The organism is Flaviramulus sp. (genome assembly GCF_982512915.1).
In genome coordinates this window covers 1-20,740 of the sequence record NZ_CEWOCJ010000022.1, presented here as the reverse complement: position 1 = coordinate 20,740, position 20,740 = coordinate 1, and the positions used below count along the sequence as shown (strand labels likewise).

Genomic DNA, 20,740 nt, shown 5'->3' with positions numbered 1-20,740 from the left:
TTGATCAACTTAATGAAATCAATAAAAAAACAGCTTACTAACTGTATAAAAATTTTTCTATTTTCTGTGTTATTCTTTTCCTGTAATTCAGAAAAATTATTAGAAAAAAAGATTGACAATGTAAAATATGTAGATCCACAAATTGGTGGAGTTGCTCCTTTTTTACAACCAACAAGAACACGTATACATTTGCCAAATTCAATGGTTCGCATGTATCCTGAAAGAGATGATTATAGAGATGATCAAATAACGTCTTTTCCTTTAACTACAAGAAAACATCGTTCAGATTTACTATTTAATATCATGCCTGCTTCTGGCAATGTTGATGAAGTAAAACAACCAATTTCTGCTTGGGATCAAGAGTTAGAAATTGCACACCCTTACTATTATTCTACTTGGTTAGAAGATTATGATATTACTACAGAATTTACACCAACTGCACAAGCAGGAATTTTTAGATTTACCTATCAAAATAATGATACCAGAAAATTATATTTAAGCAATTTATCTGGTGCTGATTGGCAATTAAATGAAGATGGCTCTCTAACAGGAACTGAATCTTTTGAAGGAATGTTTGCATACGTTTATGCAATAACCGACCAAAAAGGAGCATTTACTTGGGCAAAAACAGAAGATAACAAAGTTAATTCTTGGATGACCTGGAAAGATGTAAACATCAACCAAGTGCAATTCAAATACGGAATTTCATTTATAAGTATCGCTCAAGCAAAGAAAAATTTAGAAAGAGAAATTCCAGATTTCAATTTTGAAAATGTAAAAGAAAAAGCGCATAAAAAATGGTCTGAAAGATTGAATCAAATTGAAGTTGAAGGTGGAACAGAAGCTTACAAAAGGACATTTTATACAGCCTTATATCGGTCTTATGAAAGAATGATAAATATTACTGAAGATGGAAAATATTATAGTAATTACGATAAAAAAATCCACGAAGGAGAACAAGATTTTTATGCGGACGACTGGGTTTGGGATACGTTTTTAGCATTACATCCTTTACGATATATTTTACAGCCAGAAATGGAATCAGATATGATGGCTTCTTATGTAAGAATGTACGAACAGTCTGGATGGTTACCACAATTTCCTCAAATTCATGGAGACGCACCTCCAATGAATGGTTTTCATTCTACCATAATGTTATTAGATGCCTACAGAAAAGGTGTTCACAATTTTGATGCAGAAGTTGCTTTTCAGGCGATGAAAAAAAATGCTTTAGAAGGTAGTATGATTCCTTGGACAATGGGAGAACATGCACCTCTTGATAAACTCGCATTAGAACTTGGTTATTTCCCAGCTTTACATCTAGGAGAAAAAGAAACTGACTCAAAAGTGCATGATTTTGAAAAACGACAAGCAGTTGCTGTAACATTAGCACAAGGTTATGATGATTGGGCTTTAGCAGAATTTGCAAAAGAATTAGGTAAAGAAGACGATTACAAATACTTTTCTAAAACTGCACAGAATTACAAAAATTTGTATTGGAAAGAAAAAGGATTCTTTATGCCAAAAGATGCCAAAGGAAACTGGATTGATATCGATCCAAAATTTGATGGAGGAATGGGTGGAAGAGATTATTATGATGAAAATAATGGTTGGACATATCTATGGAATGTACAACAAGATATTTTAGGATTACAAGAATTAATGGGTGGTAGAAAAACGTTTGAAGAACGTTTAGATCAAATGTACAGAGAAGATTTAGGTAGAACTACCTATGCTTTAAATGCAAGATTTCCTGATTTTACAGGAATTGTAGGCCAGTTTTCTATGGGAAATGAACCAAGTTTTCATATTCCATATTTATACAATTTTACAGATTCGCCTTGGAAAGCGCAAAAGAAAATAAGAATGTTATTAAACACTTGGTTTAAAGACAACATTTTTGGTATTCCAGGAGATGAAGATGGAGGCGGAATGTCTGCCTTCGTCGTTTTTTCTGCAATGGGGTTTTATCCAATAACACCAGGAATTCCAGTCTATACCATTGGGAGTCCTTTGTTTTCAAAAATAACAATCAACTTACCTAATGGGAAGCAGTTCATTGTAAATGCGCCAAATTGTAACGAAACTAATAAATACATACAAAAAATTACATTAAACGGAGAAGAATTAAATAGAATGTGGTTTACTCATGAAGATATTATAAAAGGAGGCATTTTAACCTTAGAAATGGGAAAATATCCAAATAAAAAATTGGCAAATAAGGACACGTCAATTTTAAAAATATTTAATCAAAAATAACAATCTAATTATATGAAGAATTTTAGAGGATTTAGTGTTGTATCAATCTTGTTTTTATTTCTTATTTTTTCTTTTAGAAATAAAACAAAGGGAGAATTTAAAACAACATCAGACAACACAGTCTATGTAAATACCTTTATAGGTACAGGAGGTCATGGGCATACATTTCCAGGGGCAACTACACCTTATGGAATGGTGCAATTGAGTCCAGATACAAGAACTTTAGGTTGGGATGCTTGTGGAGGATATCATTATACAGATTCTTCAATTTTAGGGTTTTCTCATACACATTTAAGTGGAACAGGAATTAGTGATTTAGGCGATTTTTTATTTATGCCTTTTTCTGGTGAAGCTAAAGTAATGCCAGGAACTCCAGAAAATCCAGATGCTGGATATCGTTCTAGATTTAGTCACGAAGAAGAAGTTTCATCTCCAGGATTTTATTCAGTTTTATTAAAAGATTATAATATCAAAGCAGAACTTACATCTACCAAAAGAGCAGGTTTTCATAAGTACACGTTCAATAAAGAAGGTAAATCTGGTATCATTATAGATTTATCGCATAACATTTATGAAGACCATCAACCCAATCATCAATTTAAATTAATTTCAGATACTGAAATTGTAGGTTATAAAGGTTCTGGAGGTTGGGCAGTAACTCAAGATATTTTCTTTAAAGCAAAATTTAACAAACCGTTTACAGTAACATTTTTCGAAAACGGAAAAAAAATTGATGCTTTACCCAATAAAATGTCTAAAAATTTATTAGCAGTATTAACTTTTAAGACAAACGCTGGTGAAGAAGTTTTAGCTAAAGTGGGTATTTCTTCTGTGGACTATGAAGGCGCAAGTAAAAATTTAGAAGCAGAAATTAACCATTGGAATTTTGATAAAGTTAAAAAAGAGGCTCATGATTCATGGGAAAAAGAATTATCAAAAATTAATGTCAAAGGAGGTACAGAAGATGAAAAAACAATCTTTTATACAGGTTTGTATCACACTTCTATAAGTCCAAATACTTTTTCTGATGTAGATTTCAGATATAGAGGAATGGACAGAAAAATTCATCAATCTAAAGAAGAGAAAATCTATACAGTTTTTTCTTTATGGGATACTTTTAGAGCATATAATCCTTTAAAAACAATTACAGATCCTGATAAAACAAACGAATTTATAAACACACTTTTAACAAAATATGATCAAGGTGGCGTTTTACCAATGTGGGAATTGCAAGGAAATTATACAGGTTGTATGATTGGATATCATGCTGTACCAGTAATTGTAGATGCTTACAACAAAGGAATTAGAGGTTATGATGTAAAGAAAGCCTATGAAGCAGTTGTTCACGCATCAACGTATGATACTACAGATATCTTTTTCCCTTCAAAAAGAGTTAAAACTATATTAATGCCAAAAGGTAAACTCTATAATGAAACGATGGATTTTATTCCAGCAGATTTAGAAAACGAATCGGTTTCTAAAGCATTAGAATATGCTTATAATGATTGGTGTATTGCACAAATGGCGAAAGATTTAGGGAAAACTGACGATTACAATCGGTTTATGAAACGCTCTAAAAAATACACTCAATATTATGATACCGAAACAGGCTTTATGAGAGGGAAAAATCAAGATGGAAAATGGCGAGAGCCTTTTGATCCTCGTTTTTCTAAACATAGAAAAGATGATTATACAGAAGGAAATGCCTATCAGTGGTCTTGGTTTGTGCCTCACGATGTTGAAGGTTTGGTAAATTTAGTTGGCGGAAAAGAAACGTTTATCAAAAATTTAGATGTTTTATTTTCTACAAGTTCCGAATTGACTGGAGATGATGTTTCTGGGGATATTTCTGGTTTAATTGGGCAATATGCGCATGGAAATGAACCAAGCCATCATATTGCACATATGTATAATTTTGTAGATCAACCCTGGAAAACACAAGAAGTTACGGACAAAATTATGAATGAATTGTATTTTAATAATCCAAATGGATTGGCAGGTAATGAGGATTGTGGACAAATGTCTGCTTGGTATGTATTAAATGCGATGGGTTTCTATTCTTTTAATCCAGGGGACCCAACCTATTCTATTGGTCGTCCAATTTTTGATGAAGTTGAAATCAATTTACCATCGGGAAAGAAATTTGTAATAACGGCAGAAAATAATAGTCGAAATAATAAATACATTCAAGCAACTAAATTGAATGGGGGAAAATTAGAAACTTCATTTTTTACGCACGAGCAATTAATTGCTGGAGGAAAAATGGAATTTACAATGGGTAATCTGCCTAAATAATTAAAAACTAACATCAACTAAACTAAAAATGAAAGATTTAAAAAAAATACCTGTCGTACCTAGAAAAAACTTAATTCCTTTTATTCTTGTTACCTCATTATTTGCATTGTGGGGTTTTGCAAATGCAGTTACTGATCCAATGGTTCAGGCTTTTAAAAAGGTATTAGAATTATCTAATTCTGAAGCAGCTTGGGTACAAATGGCTTTTTATGGTGGGTACTTTTGTATGGCTTTGCCAGCAGCAATGTTTATGCGTAAATATTCTTATAAAGTAGGTGTTTTAATCGGTTTAGCTTTATATGCAATAGGAGCATTATTATTTTATCCCGCAGCGCAATCAGAAAGCTTTATGTTCTTTTGTTTGGGTTTATATGTATTAACATTTGGTTTGGCTTTTTTAGAAACAGCAGCAAATCCGTATGCATTGGCAATGGGTCCAAAAGAAACTGCTACGCAACGGTTAAATTTAGCACAAGCCTTTAATCCTGTGGGATTAATTGCTGGATTATTTGTAGCACAACAATTTGTTTTAAAGAACTTACAGTCTGATGATATTGTTGATTTTAGCGCGCTTGAAGAAGCCTCTAAAGCGCTTATTAGAACTACAGATTTATTGGTAATTAGAGATCCTTATGTAGCATTAGGGTTGTTCATTACAGTTGTTTTTGTAATTTTTCTAGTAAGCAAAATGCCACAATCTAAAGCAGAGGGTGATATGCCAAAAATTGGTGAAACGTTTGTTGCTTTGGGTAAGAACTCTAAATATACATCTGGAGTGTTGGCTCAAGTTTTATATGTTGGTGGGCAAATAATGTGTTGGACTTATATTTATCAATATGCAGAAGGCATAGGTATGGATAGTGTTATAGCAGGTTATTATCAAATGGCTGCCTTTGTTTTGTTTACGGTTGGTAGAGCTATTGGAACGTATTTATTACGTTTTATTAGTTCAGGAAAATTATTAATGTACTTTGCTTTATTTGCAATGGTTTGTGTCTTCGGAACAATTTTCATTCAGGGAATGTTAGGCTTATACTGTTTAGTGGGTATCTCTTTCTTTATGTCTTTGATGTTTCCAACTATTTATGGTATAGCTTTAGGTAGTTTATCAGAAGAGCAATCTAAAGTAGGTTCTGCGGGTTTGGTTATGGCAATTGTTGGTGGTGCTTTAATGCCAAAATTGCAAGGAATGATTATTGATGCTGGTGGAAATGGTGTTGCAGATACTTCAATTATGGGAGTTTCAGAAGTAAATTTTTCATTTATTTTACCATTAGGATGTTTTACGTACATAGCGTGGTACGGTTTTAGAGTATTTAAAAAAAACGAATCATTTGTAAGCTAAACGCAAATATTATTTTATAGACTTTCAATAAATTTAAAAAATGTTTATACACAATAATTTTTTTTATGTTTTTATTATTTTGACATCTCTAATGACAAAAAGCGATATTTCAAAATCTAAAACTAAAAAGAAACCAAATGTTTTAATACTGTTTTCAGATCAACATAACAAAAAAACAATGGGGTTTGAAAATCATCCAGATGTTATCACTCCAAATTTAGATAACCTCTCAGATGAATCTGTTGTTTTTGATAGAGCGTATGCAACAAGAGGTATTTGTGTGCCTTCTAGAATGTCTTTAATGACAGGATTGTATCCAAGAACCATGGGTTTAATGGATAACAATGAAGAAACTTCTGTTACTGATAAAGCAACTTCATTAGCAAGTATTTTTAAATACAATGGCTACAAAACATATGCTTTTGGCAAAAGACATTTAAAAGGTGGCGGCGATAAAGGATGGGATATAAAAAAAGAAGTACATCCCGAGGAAGGCGATAATGGCAACTATTTAAGTTGGATTACAGCGCAAGGTTATCAAACTGAATTTTCTTATGATTGGGCTGCTGAATTTGGGAAAGGACCTAAAGGAAGTAAAGAGGAAAATACTAAAATACCTACTGCTGATTTAGGAACACGTATTTCTAAATTACCATTTGGGTATTCTATGGAAGCATATACGGCATTAGAAACTATTAAAATGATTGATCAACAAAAAAATAGCGATAAACCTTTCTTTTGTTTTTCTTCCTTTTACAGACCTCATCAACCATACAACCCAGTAAAGAAATTTATGGACATGTATAATGTTTCGGAATGGGGAAAAGGAACAAAGTTAAATAGCGCTATTAAAATGCCAGCAAGTTTTTACCAACCAACCAAAGATTTGCCACCATTACTACAATTTCAAAGAAATGGCGGAAACAAAGTGTGGAATATGGATAAAGCATTTAAAGATGAACAGCTATGGAGAAATTTTATAGGGGCCTATTACGCATTGGTTACAGAAATAGATCATTACGTTGGTGATATTTTAGAAGCTTTAGACAAGGCAAATATCAAAGAAGAAACTATAATTATTTACACCTCAGATCATGGAGATTTTGCAGGTAATCATGGTATGGTAGAGAAAGCTGCAGCCGGTCATAATGTATATGAAGATATTTTAAACATTCCTTTAATGATTAGAATTCCAGGGAAAACAGTTCAGGGAAAACATACTGCAGAACTGGTAACTTTAGCAGACATTATACCTACTTTAATAGAAACTTTAAATTTAAAAACACCCAAACTAGAAAACAATTTTGAAGGAGTATCACTTGCTAATTTAGTGCTTAAAGACAAACCATTAAATAGAGATTATATCGTTTCAGAAAGTTGGTTTCAGGCAACTGTAATCAGTAAAAGTGCAAAATTGGGTATTATGAAACAAAATCTAGTAAATCCTAGTCAAGATTATAGAGAATTTGGAGATATGTTTTTTGATAGAATAAATGACCCTTTAGAAATCAATAACGGAATTAATGATCAAAAAAATCAACAAACTATAGCGCAGCTTAGAGTCTTTTATGAGGAATTTAAAAAACAAGTTCCAGGTATTGGTATAACAGAAATAGTTAATAAAAAATAAATAATTAAAAATGATATTTAATAATTACAAAACAATAACCGCTATTTTTTTTATAGTCCTTTTTAGTAGTTCTAAATCAATAGCACAAAACACTAAAAAACCTAATATTATCTTCATAATGACAGATGATCAAAGTTCAATTGTGTTAAAGGAAACGGATAGAAAAAATCAATCTCGCCCATTTGGTTTTAATGGTGACAGCCAGGTTGTTACACCAATCATTGATGATTTAGCAAAAAACGGAATGATTTTTACAAGAGCATACGTGTCAAGTTCTGTCTGTGCACCAAGTAGATACACCACATTAACAGGACGTTATGCAGGTAGATCTGAAGGACCTGTATTTATGAAACAACATCCAAATGGAAGCATGACCCGGGTTGAAAATAATACGGAGCTAGAAATAGATAGAGAGAATTTACCAAGATTATTACAAAAAGCAGGGTATAAAACTGGTTTTGTAGGGAAAAGTCATTTGGTAGCGCATGAACTTGCAAATCAAAGAAAAAATTGGGGTGATAATGGTTTCAAAGAATATGATAAAGATGCAGACCCAAACGATATAAATGTATCTGATGCCATGGCGTATAATCATAAAAAATGGGCAGAAATCATCAAAAAATATGGTTTTGATTATGCCAACGGCGTGTACGCGGGTAATTTAAAAGAACTTTTTAATGATTCCATAAATGTTCATAATGTAGAGTGGAAAAATAAAGCAGCGCTAGATTTTATTGATCAAAATAAAAAAAAACCTTTTTATTTATATTATAGTGAAACCATTCCTCATGGCCCTGCTCCTTGGATTAAAAAGGATGGAAAATATGTTTTTGGTTTAGATGCAAATCCCAAATTTACGGGAGAGGGTTTCAAACACATTTCTTATTCATACCTCCCCACAAGAGCACAAATATTAGAAGAAGTAAAAAACCTAGATAAAGACGTTGCACATGCTTGGTTACGTTGGTTTGACCATGCTGTTGGGGCAATTGTAAAAAAACTCAAAGAAGAAGGGATTTATGAAAATACCTTAATAGTAATTACATCTGACCATGGTGATTATAATGGTGGTAAAACTACCTTATACGAAGGTGGAATTAAAATACCTCTCATGATGCATTGGCCAAATGGTATAAAACCCAACCAGACCTATGACGAACTTGTTCAAAATATTGATTATACTCCAACTTTTTTAGACCTAGTAGGTGTCAATTTACAAGAAGTACAAAAAAAACTCAACCATGATGGGGTAAGTCTTAAAAATGTTTTAAAAGGAGAAAAAAATCCAGTTCATGAACATTTATTTTTTGAGTTGGGTTATGCACGTGGGTTTATGACCAAAGATTGGAAGTATATTGCAATTAGGTATGACAATCAAACTCAGAAAAAAATAGAGGAGGGTCTTGAATTTAATGGTTGGAAAGGTGAAAAATTAAAGTTTCCATATTATGTAAGAAACGCACATCTTGGTAATTTTGCTTCAACAAACAACCCTTTGTATTTTGATGCTGATCAATTATTTAATTTAGTTGAAGATCCTCGCGAAACAAAAAATATTTTTAAAAACAATACAGAAAAAGCTGAAGAATTAAAAAAACTATTAATAAAAAGTTTAAAGTCTTTTCCTAATAGACCTTATGCAGAATTTGTGAATTAATTTTATGAAAGTAATTAAGCAAACACTTTTAATTTTAAATTGCTGTTTTTTTTTAAATACCACTGCTCAAAAAATAATTGATACTATAGCAGTTAAAGCAGGTGGTTATGATATTCCTATTCGTATAAAACTACCAAAAAAAACTATAGATAAAAGTCCTGTATATTTCTTTGTACATGGAGGTGGATGGAATGGAGGTGACCAAAAAGAAGTACCTCCTGCAACAATTTCAGGTGATGCAAACTTTTTAGTTAATGAGCTTGGTGTAATTTATGTTGGTTTAGCTTATCGTTGTAAAGGAAATAATGCAACATTTGCAGATGCTATAAACGATTTAGAAGCTTCTGTTCAATGGTTTTTTGATAATGCTGATGCATTTAATGCGGACATTACAAGAATTGGTTTTGGAGGTGCCTCAGCAGGATCCACTTTATCTGCAGTTATGGCTCAAAAATATCCAAATTGTAAGGTTTATATAGGTGCAGAGGGAATGTATAACTTAGTAGACCATGATGAAAAAGAATCTCCATTTCCTAATAGTGAAGCAAGAAAAATTTATGGGTTAGATACCAAAGAAAAAAGTAAAATAGCATCTGCATTTTATAATTTAAAAGAAAATCCACCTACTTCACTTTTATTGCATGGAAAAGAAGACAGGTTGTGCCACTTCACGCAAAGTATAAAATTTGCGGATAAAATTAGAGAGGCAGGAGGCAAAGCAAAAGTGATGCTTTATGACAGTATTAATCATACCTGTTTGGGCACTATTTATCCTGATGTTTTTAAGAAAAGTGTTCTAGAAATTTCTGCACTTTTTATTGAAGAGTTTCAGCTTAAAAATAAAAATTTAGATACAATTAAACTAGCATTAGACAAGCAATTAGAAAATCAATATCCTTTAATAAACCTCACTGAAGATAAGATTATTGGCTCATGGAAATTTAAAAATGAACTATTAATTTTTAAAGAAAATGGGAAAGGTGAACAAAAAATGAATATGAATATAATTGAGTTTGTTTATAAAATTGAAAATGATTCAATAAAAATAACGTCAAACAATCAAGATGTACGATTGTTTTTTTTAAGAAAAAGTAAAAATATAATGTATGAGTTACTAACTCAAAATAAAGAAAATAAATACAGACAATTAAACTTTTTAAAACAATAAATTATAAATGAATGCTTCATTAAAATTTATTTTAATCACACTTTTATTAACTCAAATTCAAGGTAATTGTCTTGCACAAAAAAAGAAAAATTTACTATTTATAATAACAGACCAACAAAGGTATGATGCTGTTAGCATTGCAGCCAATTCAATTTTAAAGACACCTAATTTAGATCGATTAGCAAAACAAGGTGCCTATTTTAAAAATGCCTATACTCCAGTTGCTGTTTGTGGGCCAGCAAGGTCTTGTATTTTAACAGGAACTACCATTAATACAAATGGTGTTACTGATAATGATAAAACGTATTATTATGATAAAGAGCCAGTAATGGCTATGAAAACTTTTGATGAAATTCTTACAGAAAAAGGATATCATGCAGAATACTATGGCAAATGGCATGTACTAACTTCGCATGCTGTGGTTTATAAAAATGAAAATAAATACGCAAAAAATGGTAAATATATGTTTGACCATGGGGGTCAGAGTTATATGTATCAAGATTATTTAAACGATGTTTTTCCAAAAAGAGAGCCTAGATCTGGCGAATTATTAGACAACTTTACTAAAAGACCATACATCCCAGATCCTATGGATGTGAACTACGGAAAAACGTATGCTCAAGTTAAAATAGAAAACAAAAAGCTTTCTCAACCTGATTTTCACGGAAAATCATCAATTCCAAAAGAGCATACCATCACAGCCTTTTACGCTAAAAAAACCATAAATGCCATAGAGCGTTTAAAAGACAAACCTTTTAGTATTACTACCTCTTTTCATTTTCCGCATGCACCAATGATTTCTTCTGCACCTTATTATGGTATGTATCCTGCAAAAGATATGAAAGTTCCAGAAAGCATCAATGACGATATGCAAAACTCTCCTTATAAAAATGCAAATGGCAGAGAAAAATTAACACAGTTTGCTGATAAGGAAAAGATAAAATACATGATTTCCAATTATTATGGTTTAATCTCAGAATTAGATTATTGGGTGGGTAAAATAATGGACAAACTAGATGAAACTGGTTTAGCAGAAAACACCTTGATTATTTTTACTAGCGATCATGGAGAAATGTTAGGGGCTCATGGTATGCGTGAAAAAAATGTGTTTTACGAAGAATCTTCTCATGTCCCATTATTGATGCGATTGCCTAATGAAATAAAAGCAAACACTAAAGTTGATAGGTATGTTTCTAATGTGGATTTATTTGCCACAATAATGGATTATTTACAAATCGGCACTTACAAATCTGATGGAGAAAGTTTACGAGATTTAATCGAACATAAAGAAACCAATCATGGTAATTATGTGGTTACAGAATGGAATTATAGAGGACCAACATCTCCAAATTATATGATTGTAAAAGACGGATGGAAATTGATGGTACCATATACTGAAAATTCAAAAGTATTGAATGCGATGTATAATTTAAATGAAGATCCGTATGAAATGACTAATCTTTTAGGGGGAAATCCAGATGGTAATAAATACCAACAAAAAGCAGAAGAATTAAGAAAAAACTTGCTAGAGTGGTTGCATAAAAACAAATCACCACATTATCAAGGCGTATTAAAACGAAAATTAATATAACTAACAAAAAATGAAACTATATCCTTTACAATTTACACCACTTTATAAATACAGAATTTGGGGCGGAGAAAAATTAAAAACTGAATTGAATAAACAATATACAGAAGAAAATATTGGCGAATCTTGGGAGATTTCTGATGTTTCTGGAGATGAAACTGTTGTTGCAGAAGGTGCTTTAAAAGGGAAAACTCTAAGAGATTTAATTATAGAATTTAAAGGTGATTTTGTTGGACAAACTGTTTATGAAAAATTCGGAGAAGATTTTCCGTTATTAATTAAATTTATAGATGCTAAAACACCATTGTCAATTCAAGTGCATCCAAGCAATGAGGTTGCAAAAAAGCGGCACAACTCGTTTGGGAAAAATGAAATGTGGTATGTAATGCAAGCTGATGACGATGCAGAATTAATAGTTGGTTTTGATGAAAAAATTGATAAAGAGCAATATAATAAACATTTAGAAAATAATACCATTCTAAATGTAATGCACCACGAAGATGTACAAAAAGGAGATACTTTTTACATTCCTACAGGTCGTGTGCATGCCATTGGTTCAGGAGTTTTGTTAGCAGAAATTCAGCAAACTTCTAACATCACCTATCGTATTTATGATTATGATAGAGTAGATGAAAAAACTGGTGATAAACGTGAATTACATAATGATTTAGCAATTGATGTAATTGATTATGAGGTATATGAATCGTATAAAACTAAATATGAATTCAAAAAAAATACTTCAAATAAATTAGTGCATTCTCCTTATTTTAGAACGAATATATTAGATATAAGTGATACTGTTGAAAAAGATTATAGATACATAGATTCTTTTATTATTTATATGTGTGTTGAAGGTTCAGCTGAAATTATTTCAAATGAAAACACATTTTTATTAAATACCGGAGAAACAATATTAATACCCGCCAACAACAAAATAATAGTATTAAAAGCAACAAATGCTAAAATATTAGAGGTTTATTATTAAAAAAAACAAAGTTTTTTTAAACGGAATCAATTACTCTTTAATAAATTAGGTGATTTAAAGGAGCTACTAAATTTGTAAGAATAGTTTTTACAATTGAAAATTATAGGTTAGCCACTCTTGTAAAGTAATTGCAAGCATGGGTAATAAAATAATTGGATTGTATAATGCAGTACATTTTTTTTAATAGCTAGAAACCCCGCATTAATTTATTATTACAATATAAGGATATCAAAAGAGCAAAAGGGACTTAAAATAGCTGATTACATAAAAATTTATTACAACAAAAAAAGAAGACTTTCTAAATTAAAGTTTATCATAATTCAAGCGAATAATAAAAAAATAGCTATTTATAAAAATCTTACCTAACTTAAATTGTAATTTTTATTAGCATTTCCAGATTCTCATTAGAACTTGAACATCTAATTATAATAATCGAAAGTGTTAAAATATAAAGCAGTTTTTTTATTTTAATTTTTGTTGAATTCAAGCCAATTGAGGTATTGCTTTTCTAATTCTATAACTTTATTAGGATATTTTTTTGCCAGATTTATAGTTTCACCTATATCATCATCAAGATTTACTAGAAATCTCTTTTCCTTTAATTGATTTTTTTCATCACTTGTGTCTTTTGGATTTCCTAATAATTTCCACTTTCCTTTACGAGCCACCCACATATCTTGATATTGCCAACAATAACCTTCTGTATGTTTTGTTAGTTCAGTTTCATTATTGATGATGGAAACTAAACTTTTACCATCTAGATTTTGTATATCAAGTTTAATTCCACACAATTCTGCTAGTGTTGGTAGCCAATCTGTGTTTACTGCAAACTGATTTCTAATTTCACCTTTTTTAATTTTTTTTGCCCAGGTTATGGCTGCAGGCACTCTAATTCCTCCTTCAAATAAACTCGATTTTGCACCTCTGTAGGGTCCTGAATTTCCTCCGCCAAAATGCGCACGTTGTTCTGTTGAATGTCCATTGTCAGATTGAAATACAATAATAGTATTGTCTTTTATGCCTAATTCGTCTAGTTTTTTAATGAGTTTGCCAATTCTATCATCTAAAGTTGAGATAAATGCAGCATATAAATTTCTTGGATATGGAATCCCTTTATCATTATAATAGGCTAACCATTTTTCATCTCCTTGATAAGGATAATGTGGCATATTCACAGCAAAATACATAAAGAAAGGGTTTTTTTGATTCTCTTCTATAAAACTTGAAGCTTCATTTACCATTAAATCAGGGAAAAACTGCCCATCATAATACACTTCTTTTCCGTTTCTAAATAAATCGTGTCTATTAGGTCCATTCCAATAAAAAAAGTGCGAATAATTATCGATACAACCCACCATATGTCCAAAAGAATGGTCAAAACCTTGTGCGTTTGGTGTCATGTCTGGTGCATCTCCTAAATGCCATTTGCCAATATGTGCTGTAGCATATCCTGCATCTTTAAACATTTCTGCCATGGTATATTCTGTTCCAGGAAGGCCTTTTTTTATTTCTGAATTTGGAACCGCATTTCCTGACAATCCTGCTCTTTGTGGCGTTTTACCCGTTAATAAAGAGGCTCTTGAAGGCGAACAAACTGGTGATGCATAAAATTGTGTAAAACTGGCTCCGTTTTCTACAATATAATCCATATTTGGAGTGACTAAATCTTTTGCTCCAAAAGAATTTACATCGATAGAGCCTTGATCATCAGTTAGAATAAAAATAACGTTTGGTTTATAGTTGTTGTTTGTTTTGTTTTGTTTTTTAACTTGTGATTTTGACGAAAAACATCCTAAAAAAAGGATGCTCGTCATTAAAAAAAGGATTGTTTTTTTTTTCATTCGAAATCAACTAATTATTAAAATAAAATACTACTTTTTTTTTCTACTCACAGAAAACGGGAGGTTTTCTTCTTTACTTCCCCAACTTTTATTAGAAGTATTCGATACATTAAACTCTAAAAGACCTCCTTTTTGAATATCGCTACATCTGATAAAACTATTTTCATAATTCTTATTATTTAAACTTGCAGACTGAATGTAAAAGTTGTATTCAGAATTGTTTTTTGCTTCTATACTAAAGGTATTTCCGTTTCTTAAATGTAATGTTGCTTTTTTAAACAACGGACTTCCAATGATAAATTCATCTGTTGCTGGAGTTACAGAATAAAAACCTAAAGCACTAAATACATACCAAGCAGAAGTTTGCCCATTATCTTCATCACCACAATACCCATCAGGTGTTGGAGTATACAAATTGGTTAACACTTTTCTTATTTTATCTTGTGCTTTGTACGGAACTCCTGCATAATTATACAAATAAATCATATGTTGTATAGGTTGATTTCCGTGCGCATAATTGCCCATATTTGCCACTTCCATTTCTCTAATTTCATGAATGACCTTTCCGTAATAGGATGAATCATATTTTGGTGGCATTGTAAAAACACCATCTAATTGTTTGATGAAATTATCTTTTCCGCCCATTAAATTTATCAATCCATCTATGTCTTGAAAAACAGACCATGTGTAGTGTAAACTATTTCCTTCTGTAAAAGCACCACCCCATTTTAAAGGATCAAAAGGACTTTGAAAGCTACCGTCTTCATTTTTACCCCGCATTAAATTTGTTGATGGGTCAAATACATTTTTGTAACGATATGATTGTTCATAATACTTTTTAGCGATATCCTTTTTACCCATTTTTGTTGCCATTTGTCCAATGGTAAAATCGGCATAAGCATATTCTAAAGTTTTAGCTGCATTTTCTTTAATATTGACATCAAAAGGCACATACCCTAAAGTGTTGTAATAATTCAAACCTTCTCTTCCTACAGATCTTACTGGCCTTCCTTCTTCCACAGTTGCGTTTTTTAGAATTGCATCAAATAAAATTTCGGCAGTTTTTTCATTTTTAATGTTTCCCTTTAGATAAGCATCTGCAATAATAGATGCAGAATTAGAGCCAATCATTACTGCTCTATGTCCAGGACTGGCCCATTCTGGCAACCATCCAGATTCTTTGTAGGTGTTAGCTAAACCTTCCATAATGTTATTATTCTGTTCTGGATACATCATATTAAAAAAAGGAAAAACGCCTCTAAATGTATCCCAAAAACCATTATCCGTAAACATATAACCAGGCAAAACCTTTCCATTATAAGGACTGTAATGCATGATTTTATTATCTGCATCAAACTCATAAAACGTTCTAGGAAATAATAAAACCCTATATAAACAGGAGTAAAAAGTTCTAATATTATCTATATTATCATCTTCAATTTTAATTCTACTCAACTCTTCTTCCCAAGCATTTTTCGCTTTTTGTTTTGTTTCTTCAAAAGAATCTTTACCTATTTCTCTATTTAAATTAATTTGCGCTTGTGCTTTACTTATAAAAGAAGAAGCCACTTTTACATTAACGACCTCACCTCTTTTAGTTTTAAACCCAATGATGGCACCAACATGTTTTCCTTCGCAATATAAGTTGTCCTTTTGAAGCTCCCAATTGTCTTTCCATGTATGGGTAATTTCAAAGTCTTTATCAAATTCAGCTACAAAATAATTTTGAAAATTATCTGGCACTCCTCCATTGTTGTTTCTACAATAGCCAATTATTTTACGTTGTTTTGGTAAAATTTTAACCATAGATCCTTTAAAAAAAGCATCTAACATAATATATGAAGAATCTGATTCTGGAAATGTAAATTTAAATTGGGCTGCTCTAGCTGTTGGTGTTACCTCTGCAACCACATCATACTCTGCTAAATATGTTTTATAGTGATATGGTGTAACTGTTTCTGCTTTGTGAGAAAACCAAGAAGCTCTCTCATCTTCTTGATATTTTAGTTTACCAGTAACTGCCATTAAAGAAAAGGCAGCATAATCATTTAACCATGGGCTAGGTTGATGTGTTTGTTTGATGCCACGTATTTTATCATCATCATAATTATACGCCCAGCCATTGCCCATTTCTGCAGTCATCGGTGTCCAAAAATTCATGCCCCAAGGTGTTGCTATTGCTGGGTAGGTATTACCGTTAGACATACTTTTTTTAGAGTCTGAACCCATTAAAGGGTTTACATAATCAACTAAATAAATCTCATCTTTGGAGCTTTTTGTTTGTCCTTGAGTATTATAGGAAGTAAATAAAAAGGGAGTAAATAAAATCACAACAGGTAATGATTTAAAACTATATTTTGTTTGAGTCATAATCTGTTTTTTAAAAGGTTGCAAGTACAGTTGTGGGTTTTGATATTTTTGCAGTAACGATATTGTCTTTATAAATCCAACTGGTAACACCTGCAACCACTTTTGGTTTTTTAGTGCTGTAAAAATCGATTTCTGCATTTTGAAATACATTTTCTATAGTTACTTTTATCGATTGATTTTTTGATTGATAAGGAACTATTTTAATTTTTTCTGCATACCGAACTCTATGTAAGTAGGGTTCTATTTCTTTTTGAAGCGGAGATATGATAATCTCTAATTTATCAGAAATATGATTCCTTATTTTACCAATTTTTATATGTTTTTCTAAATACGTTGCTGTTGCATTTCTAACTTGCCATTTCATATTGGAATGACGCACAAGATAAGTAACTCTTTTATTTCCAGAGGTCGAAATCTCATTAATACTTCTTGTTTCCAAGGGCTTGTCTAACTCTATTTTTTTGATGTTCCCTTTTACTAAAACACCAGATGTTTGGTAGTTTTTAGTATCAATAATTACACCGGCATCTACTGTGTTTGACGCTGAATGCTCTTGTTCTAGTTTTAAATATTTAATATCTACATCTGTATTCATCCCTGTAAATGAGGCTTCTATTGTAACATTTACTAAATTATCACTTTGTGGATTACTGTAAATGGTATCAAATTCTGGCAAGTTTGGCACTTCAAACAAGTAATTTAGTTGCTGTCTTCCGTTTACTAACATTATTTCATCTGACTGGACAATTCGTAATTTCCGTCCGTTAATATCATGTATGTGCAAACGCAACCATAAACGTTGTTTGCCTTTCTCTCCTTTTACATCTAAATCGATGCTTGCCTTGTATTTTTGACCTAAAGGACATCTGTAATAGGAGTATTTATCATAATTATCAGAAGGCATTGTTAAGGTAGTCCACCAATTATCATTTGCTTTTAAACGAATTCCTGGATTTGTATATTCGAAACCTGCGTTGCCGTGATTCACCTTTGCAGCGAACAAAATTTTATCTAATCCGTGATACGCTTTTCGTTCTGTGTATTTTGTCATGGCGTGATCATCATTAATAACAGCACTATTGCAGCCTGTTAAAAATAATTCTGATTTAGTATTCTCGCCTACGTGATGATGATATGCAGGAATACGCTCTCCATTTACTGCACCACCAACACCATAACTATAGGCAAAATTTGCTTTATTATCAAATGTGGTTTTAACATCAAGAGTTTGACTTAAAGACACATCAAAAGAATCTAAAAACATATCTTTTTCTGCAGAATAACATTTTACGATTAGCTTGTCTTTTGTAATTTCGAAATACACACCACCAATACCATATTTACCGCTACTAGGATCAAAACCGCCAATTCTTCCATTTGAAACAAACAACATATCTTCTTGTTTTACAACTTCAAAATTATGATTATGACCGTGCATCCAAGTAATAATATTTGGATTTTTCTTAAATACTGCCAGCATTTTATCACTATCCATTACACCTCTATACCCATTTTCATTTCCTGTTGTTGTGCCAATTATGTTATTGTGCGACAACATTACAATGGTTTTATCTTTGTTAAGTGCTAAATCTAAATCTAACCAATCCCAAGCTTCTTCAGTAATATAGACAGCTCTAATCAATTGCGGAAAAGAGATAAAATGAATGCCTTGCATATCAAAACTATAATAAGGTCTGCAAGTATTACTACCCATAATATTGGAGCGCATTTCTGGATCATCATCTTCATTTGAACGCAATTCGTGATTGCCAATTACATAATAAAAAGGAATTTGCTCACAGCCACCTTGTATAATATCTACCCAATCTTTTCTTGCTTTATGTGGATTTCCATTATTATGATGGTCATTATGATGTGCATCTCCTGTATCCAAAAAGATATCTAAATCTGGAAATTTTTTCATAATATTTTTAACGGCTGCCGCTTGTTCCTCTATTTGAGGTTGCATTTTATGTACCCAACCAAAATGAGAATCTGAAACAATAAATCCTTTAAAAGAATCTTTTTTAGCATTGTTAAAATTAGTTGATGCAAAAACTCTTGGAGTTATAAATGCAGCAGCAGAAAACATTAAAGTTGATTTTATAAAATTGCGTCTTTTCATTTATCAAAAATTAGATAGATTTAAATTTTAGTTCTTTAAAAATGTCAACTAAGCTATATTAATTAGCAGGCTCAACTCTATAGCGTCTATCTATTCTAATGTCTGTCATTTTACGCATTTCCTCGAGAGATAAATCCATTTTATATTCTTTTTTTAGCTCACTTAATCGTGTTTTCAATTTGCTAATTAATTCTTTGTTTTTAGCCTCTGCGTATATGTTATTCAGTTCATTAGGATCATTTTCTAAATCAAATAATTCCCATTCATCCATATCATAATAGTAGTGTATGAGTTTATACCTTTCTGTTCTAATTCCATAATGAGGTTGTACATGGTGCCAATAAGGAAACTCATAGTAATGATAATAAACAGCATCTCTAAAAGCTTTTTTTGTTTTGTTTTCTAAAACAGGTAAAAAACTTTTTCCTTGAATATCTTTGGGAATTGGAATGCCTGCTAATTGTAGTAATGTGGGAGCATAATCTATATTTAATGCCAATTGATTCGCAACAGAGCCTGGTTTAATTTTTTTAGGATATTTTATAATAAATGGCATATGCAAAGATTCTTCATACATAAACCGTTTGTCAAACCAACCATGCTCACCTAAATAAAACCCTTGATCAGAAGTGTAAATAATAATAGTATTATCAGCAAGTCCACTTTTTTCTAAGGCTGCCAACATAGCTCCAATAGCATCATCTACACCTTTAACTACCCTTAAATAGTCTTTTATGTAACGTTGGTATTTCCAATTTTTTCTTTCTTGTTCCGTCATTTTTTCGTTTGGCGTCCAAAATTCCCCATCATTATTACCAAAGCTATTCCAAGCTATTAATTCTTCTTCTGTTAACCCTTGTGGTGGACTTATTTTTACATCTTTCCTATTCATATGACCGTCAATTCTCATCCAAGCTTCCTTAGCAGCTTTTCTACCTGTATATTCATCATTAAAAGTGGCTGGGTAAGGAATGGTTATATCACTTAAATAATTTTCATATCCAGGTCCAGGTTCCCATGGTCTGTGTGGTGCTTTAAATTGATACATCAACATAAAAGGTTTGCTTTTATCTTTCCTGTTTTTAAGCCAATTAATAGCATCTTCTTTAATAACATTTGTAGAATATTTCCCTTTTTCCTCAACAATACGATTTCCTGTTACTTCAAAAACTGGGTCATAATAAGAGCCTTGTCCTTCTTTATTAAATAGTACTTTATAATAATCAAATCCTGTTGGAGCTGTACCTAAATGCCATTTACCAAAAACAGCAGTTTCATATCCATTATTTTGCAAGATTTTTGGAAATGTTTGTTGAGTTTCATCAAAATCTCCTCCTCCTTCATTTTTATAAAAGCCATTTACATGTGGATATTTTCCTGTTAAGATTGCTGCTCGTGAAGGACCACAAATTGAATTGGTGCAAAACATATTCTTAAAAAGCATTCCTTCATTTGCTAGTTTATCAATATTTGGAGT

At 31.6% G+C, this 20,740-nt stretch carries 12 protein-coding genes; 8 read left to right on the top strand and 4 right to left on the bottom strand.

Features of this window, described 5'->3' with window-relative positions:
• The first annotated feature begins 12 nt into the window (after positions 1 to 12).
• The 8 genes from AC1XJX_RS11885 (at position 13) to AC1XJX_RS11850 (ending at position 12,927) form a co-directional block, all read left to right on the top strand.
• Complete coding sequence (locus AC1XJX_RS11885) at positions 13 to 2,259, top strand: GH92 family glycosyl hydrolase (protein WP_482004204.1); 2,247 nt, start codon at positions 13 to 15, stop codon at positions 2,257 to 2,259.
• Between the two features lie 12 nt (positions 2,260 to 2,271).
• Entirely contained in the window at positions 2,272 to 4,554 is a 2,283-nt protein-coding gene (locus tag AC1XJX_RS11880) for a GH92 family glycosyl hydrolase (protein ID WP_482004203.1), read from the top strand.
• 28 nt (positions 4,555 to 4,582) lie between these two features.
• A complete protein-coding gene (fucP, locus tag AC1XJX_RS11875) occupies positions 4,583 to 5,899 on the top strand; it encodes an L-fucose:H+ symporter permease (protein WP_482004202.1) in 1,317 nt (438 codons plus the stop codon).
• A 91-nt stretch (positions 5,900 to 5,990) separates the two neighbouring features.
• Positions 5,991 to 7,529: a sulfatase-like hydrolase/transferase gene (locus tag AC1XJX_RS11870; RefSeq protein WP_482004201.1), complete on the top strand. Its 1,539-nt coding sequence runs from the start codon at positions 5,991 to 5,993 to the stop codon at positions 7,527 to 7,529.
• 10 nt (positions 7,530 to 7,539) lie between these two features.
• Positions 7,540 to 9,186, top strand: a complete 1,647-nt coding sequence (locus tag AC1XJX_RS11865; protein WP_482004200.1) for a sulfatase family protein — start codon at positions 7,540 to 7,542, stop codon at positions 9,184 to 9,186.
• A 4-nt stretch (positions 9,187 to 9,190) separates the two neighbouring features.
• A complete protein-coding gene (locus tag AC1XJX_RS11860; RefSeq protein ID WP_482004199.1) occupies positions 9,191 to 10,354 on the top strand; it encodes a prolyl oligopeptidase family serine peptidase in 1,164 nt (387 codons plus the stop codon).
• 7 nt (positions 10,355 to 10,361) lie between these two features.
• The gene (locus AC1XJX_RS11855) at positions 10,362 to 11,945 is read left to right on the top strand and encodes a sulfatase-like hydrolase/transferase (protein WP_482004198.1); all 1,584 of its coding nucleotides are present in this window, start codon (positions 10,362 to 10,364) and stop codon (positions 11,943 to 11,945) included.
• Between the two features lie 10 nt (positions 11,946 to 11,955).
• Positions 11,956 to 12,927 carry a type I phosphomannose isomerase catalytic subunit gene (locus AC1XJX_RS11850; protein ID WP_482004197.1) on the top strand — a complete coding sequence of 324 codons (972 nt, stop codon included), beginning with the start codon at positions 11,956 to 11,958 and terminating at the stop codon, positions 12,925 to 12,927.
• A gap of 467 nt (positions 12,928 to 13,394) precedes the next feature.
• Here AC1XJX_RS11850 and AC1XJX_RS11845 read toward each other — a convergent pair whose 3' ends face one another.
• The 4 genes from AC1XJX_RS11845 to AC1XJX_RS11830 all read right to left on the bottom strand — a co-directional run.
• Entirely contained in the window at positions 13,395 to 14,768 is a 1,374-nt protein-coding gene (locus AC1XJX_RS11845; protein ID WP_482004196.1) for a sulfatase-like hydrolase/transferase, read from the bottom strand.
• A 30-nt stretch (positions 14,769 to 14,798) separates the two neighbouring features.
• Positions 14,799 to 17,138, bottom strand: coding sequence for a GH92 family glycosyl hydrolase (locus AC1XJX_RS11840; RefSeq protein WP_482004195.1), 2,340 nt, complete (start codon positions 17,136 to 17,138; stop codon positions 14,799 to 14,801).
• 10 nt (positions 17,139 to 17,148) lie between these two features.
• A complete protein-coding gene (locus AC1XJX_RS11835) occupies positions 17,149 to 19,263 on the bottom strand; it encodes a metallophosphoesterase family protein (RefSeq protein WP_482004194.1) in 2,115 nt (704 codons plus the stop codon).
• 58 nt (positions 19,264 to 19,321) lie between these two features.
• Positions 19,322 to 20,740 (bottom strand): sulfatase family protein (locus AC1XJX_RS11830; RefSeq protein WP_482004193.1); only part of this gene is annotated, 1,419 nt, incomplete at its 5' end.

What these genes read in the sequence shown, in the direction of transcription:
- AC1XJX_RS11885 (WP_482004204.1), top strand. Translation starts at nt 13, where the DNA reads ATGAAATCAATAAAAAAACAGCTTACTAACTGTATAAAAATTTTTCTA.
- AC1XJX_RS11880 (WP_482004203.1), top strand. Translation starts at nt 2,272, where the DNA reads ATGAAGAATTTTAGAGGATTTAGTGTTGTATCAATCTTGTTTTTATTT.
- fucP (WP_482004202.1), top strand. Translation starts at nt 4,583, where the DNA reads ATGAAAGATTTAAAAAAAATACCTGTCGTACCTAGAAAAAACTTAATT.
- AC1XJX_RS11870 (WP_482004201.1), top strand. Translation starts at nt 5,991, where the DNA reads ATGACAAAAAGCGATATTTCAAAATCTAAAACTAAAAAGAAACCAAAT.
- AC1XJX_RS11865 (WP_482004200.1), top strand. Translation starts at nt 7,540, where the DNA reads ATGATATTTAATAATTACAAAACAATAACCGCTATTTTTTTTATAGTC.
- AC1XJX_RS11860 (WP_482004199.1), top strand. Translation starts at nt 9,191, where the DNA reads ATGAAAGTAATTAAGCAAACACTTTTAATTTTAAATTGCTGTTTTTTT.
- AC1XJX_RS11855 (WP_482004198.1), top strand. Translation starts at nt 10,362, where the DNA reads ATGAATGCTTCATTAAAATTTATTTTAATCACACTTTTATTAACTCAA.
- AC1XJX_RS11850 (WP_482004197.1), top strand. Translation starts at nt 11,956, where the DNA reads ATGAAACTATATCCTTTACAATTTACACCACTTTATAAATACAGAATT.
- AC1XJX_RS11845 (WP_482004196.1), bottom strand. Translation starts at nt 14,768, where the DNA reads ATGAAAAAAAAAACAATCCTTTTTTTAATGACGAGCATCCTTTTTTTA.
- AC1XJX_RS11840 (WP_482004195.1), bottom strand. Translation starts at nt 17,138, where the DNA reads ATGACTCAAACAAAATATAGTTTTAAATCATTACCTGTTGTGATTTTA.
- AC1XJX_RS11835 (WP_482004194.1), bottom strand. Translation starts at nt 19,263, where the DNA reads ATGAAAAGACGCAATTTTATAAAATCAACTTTAATGTTTTCTGCTGCT.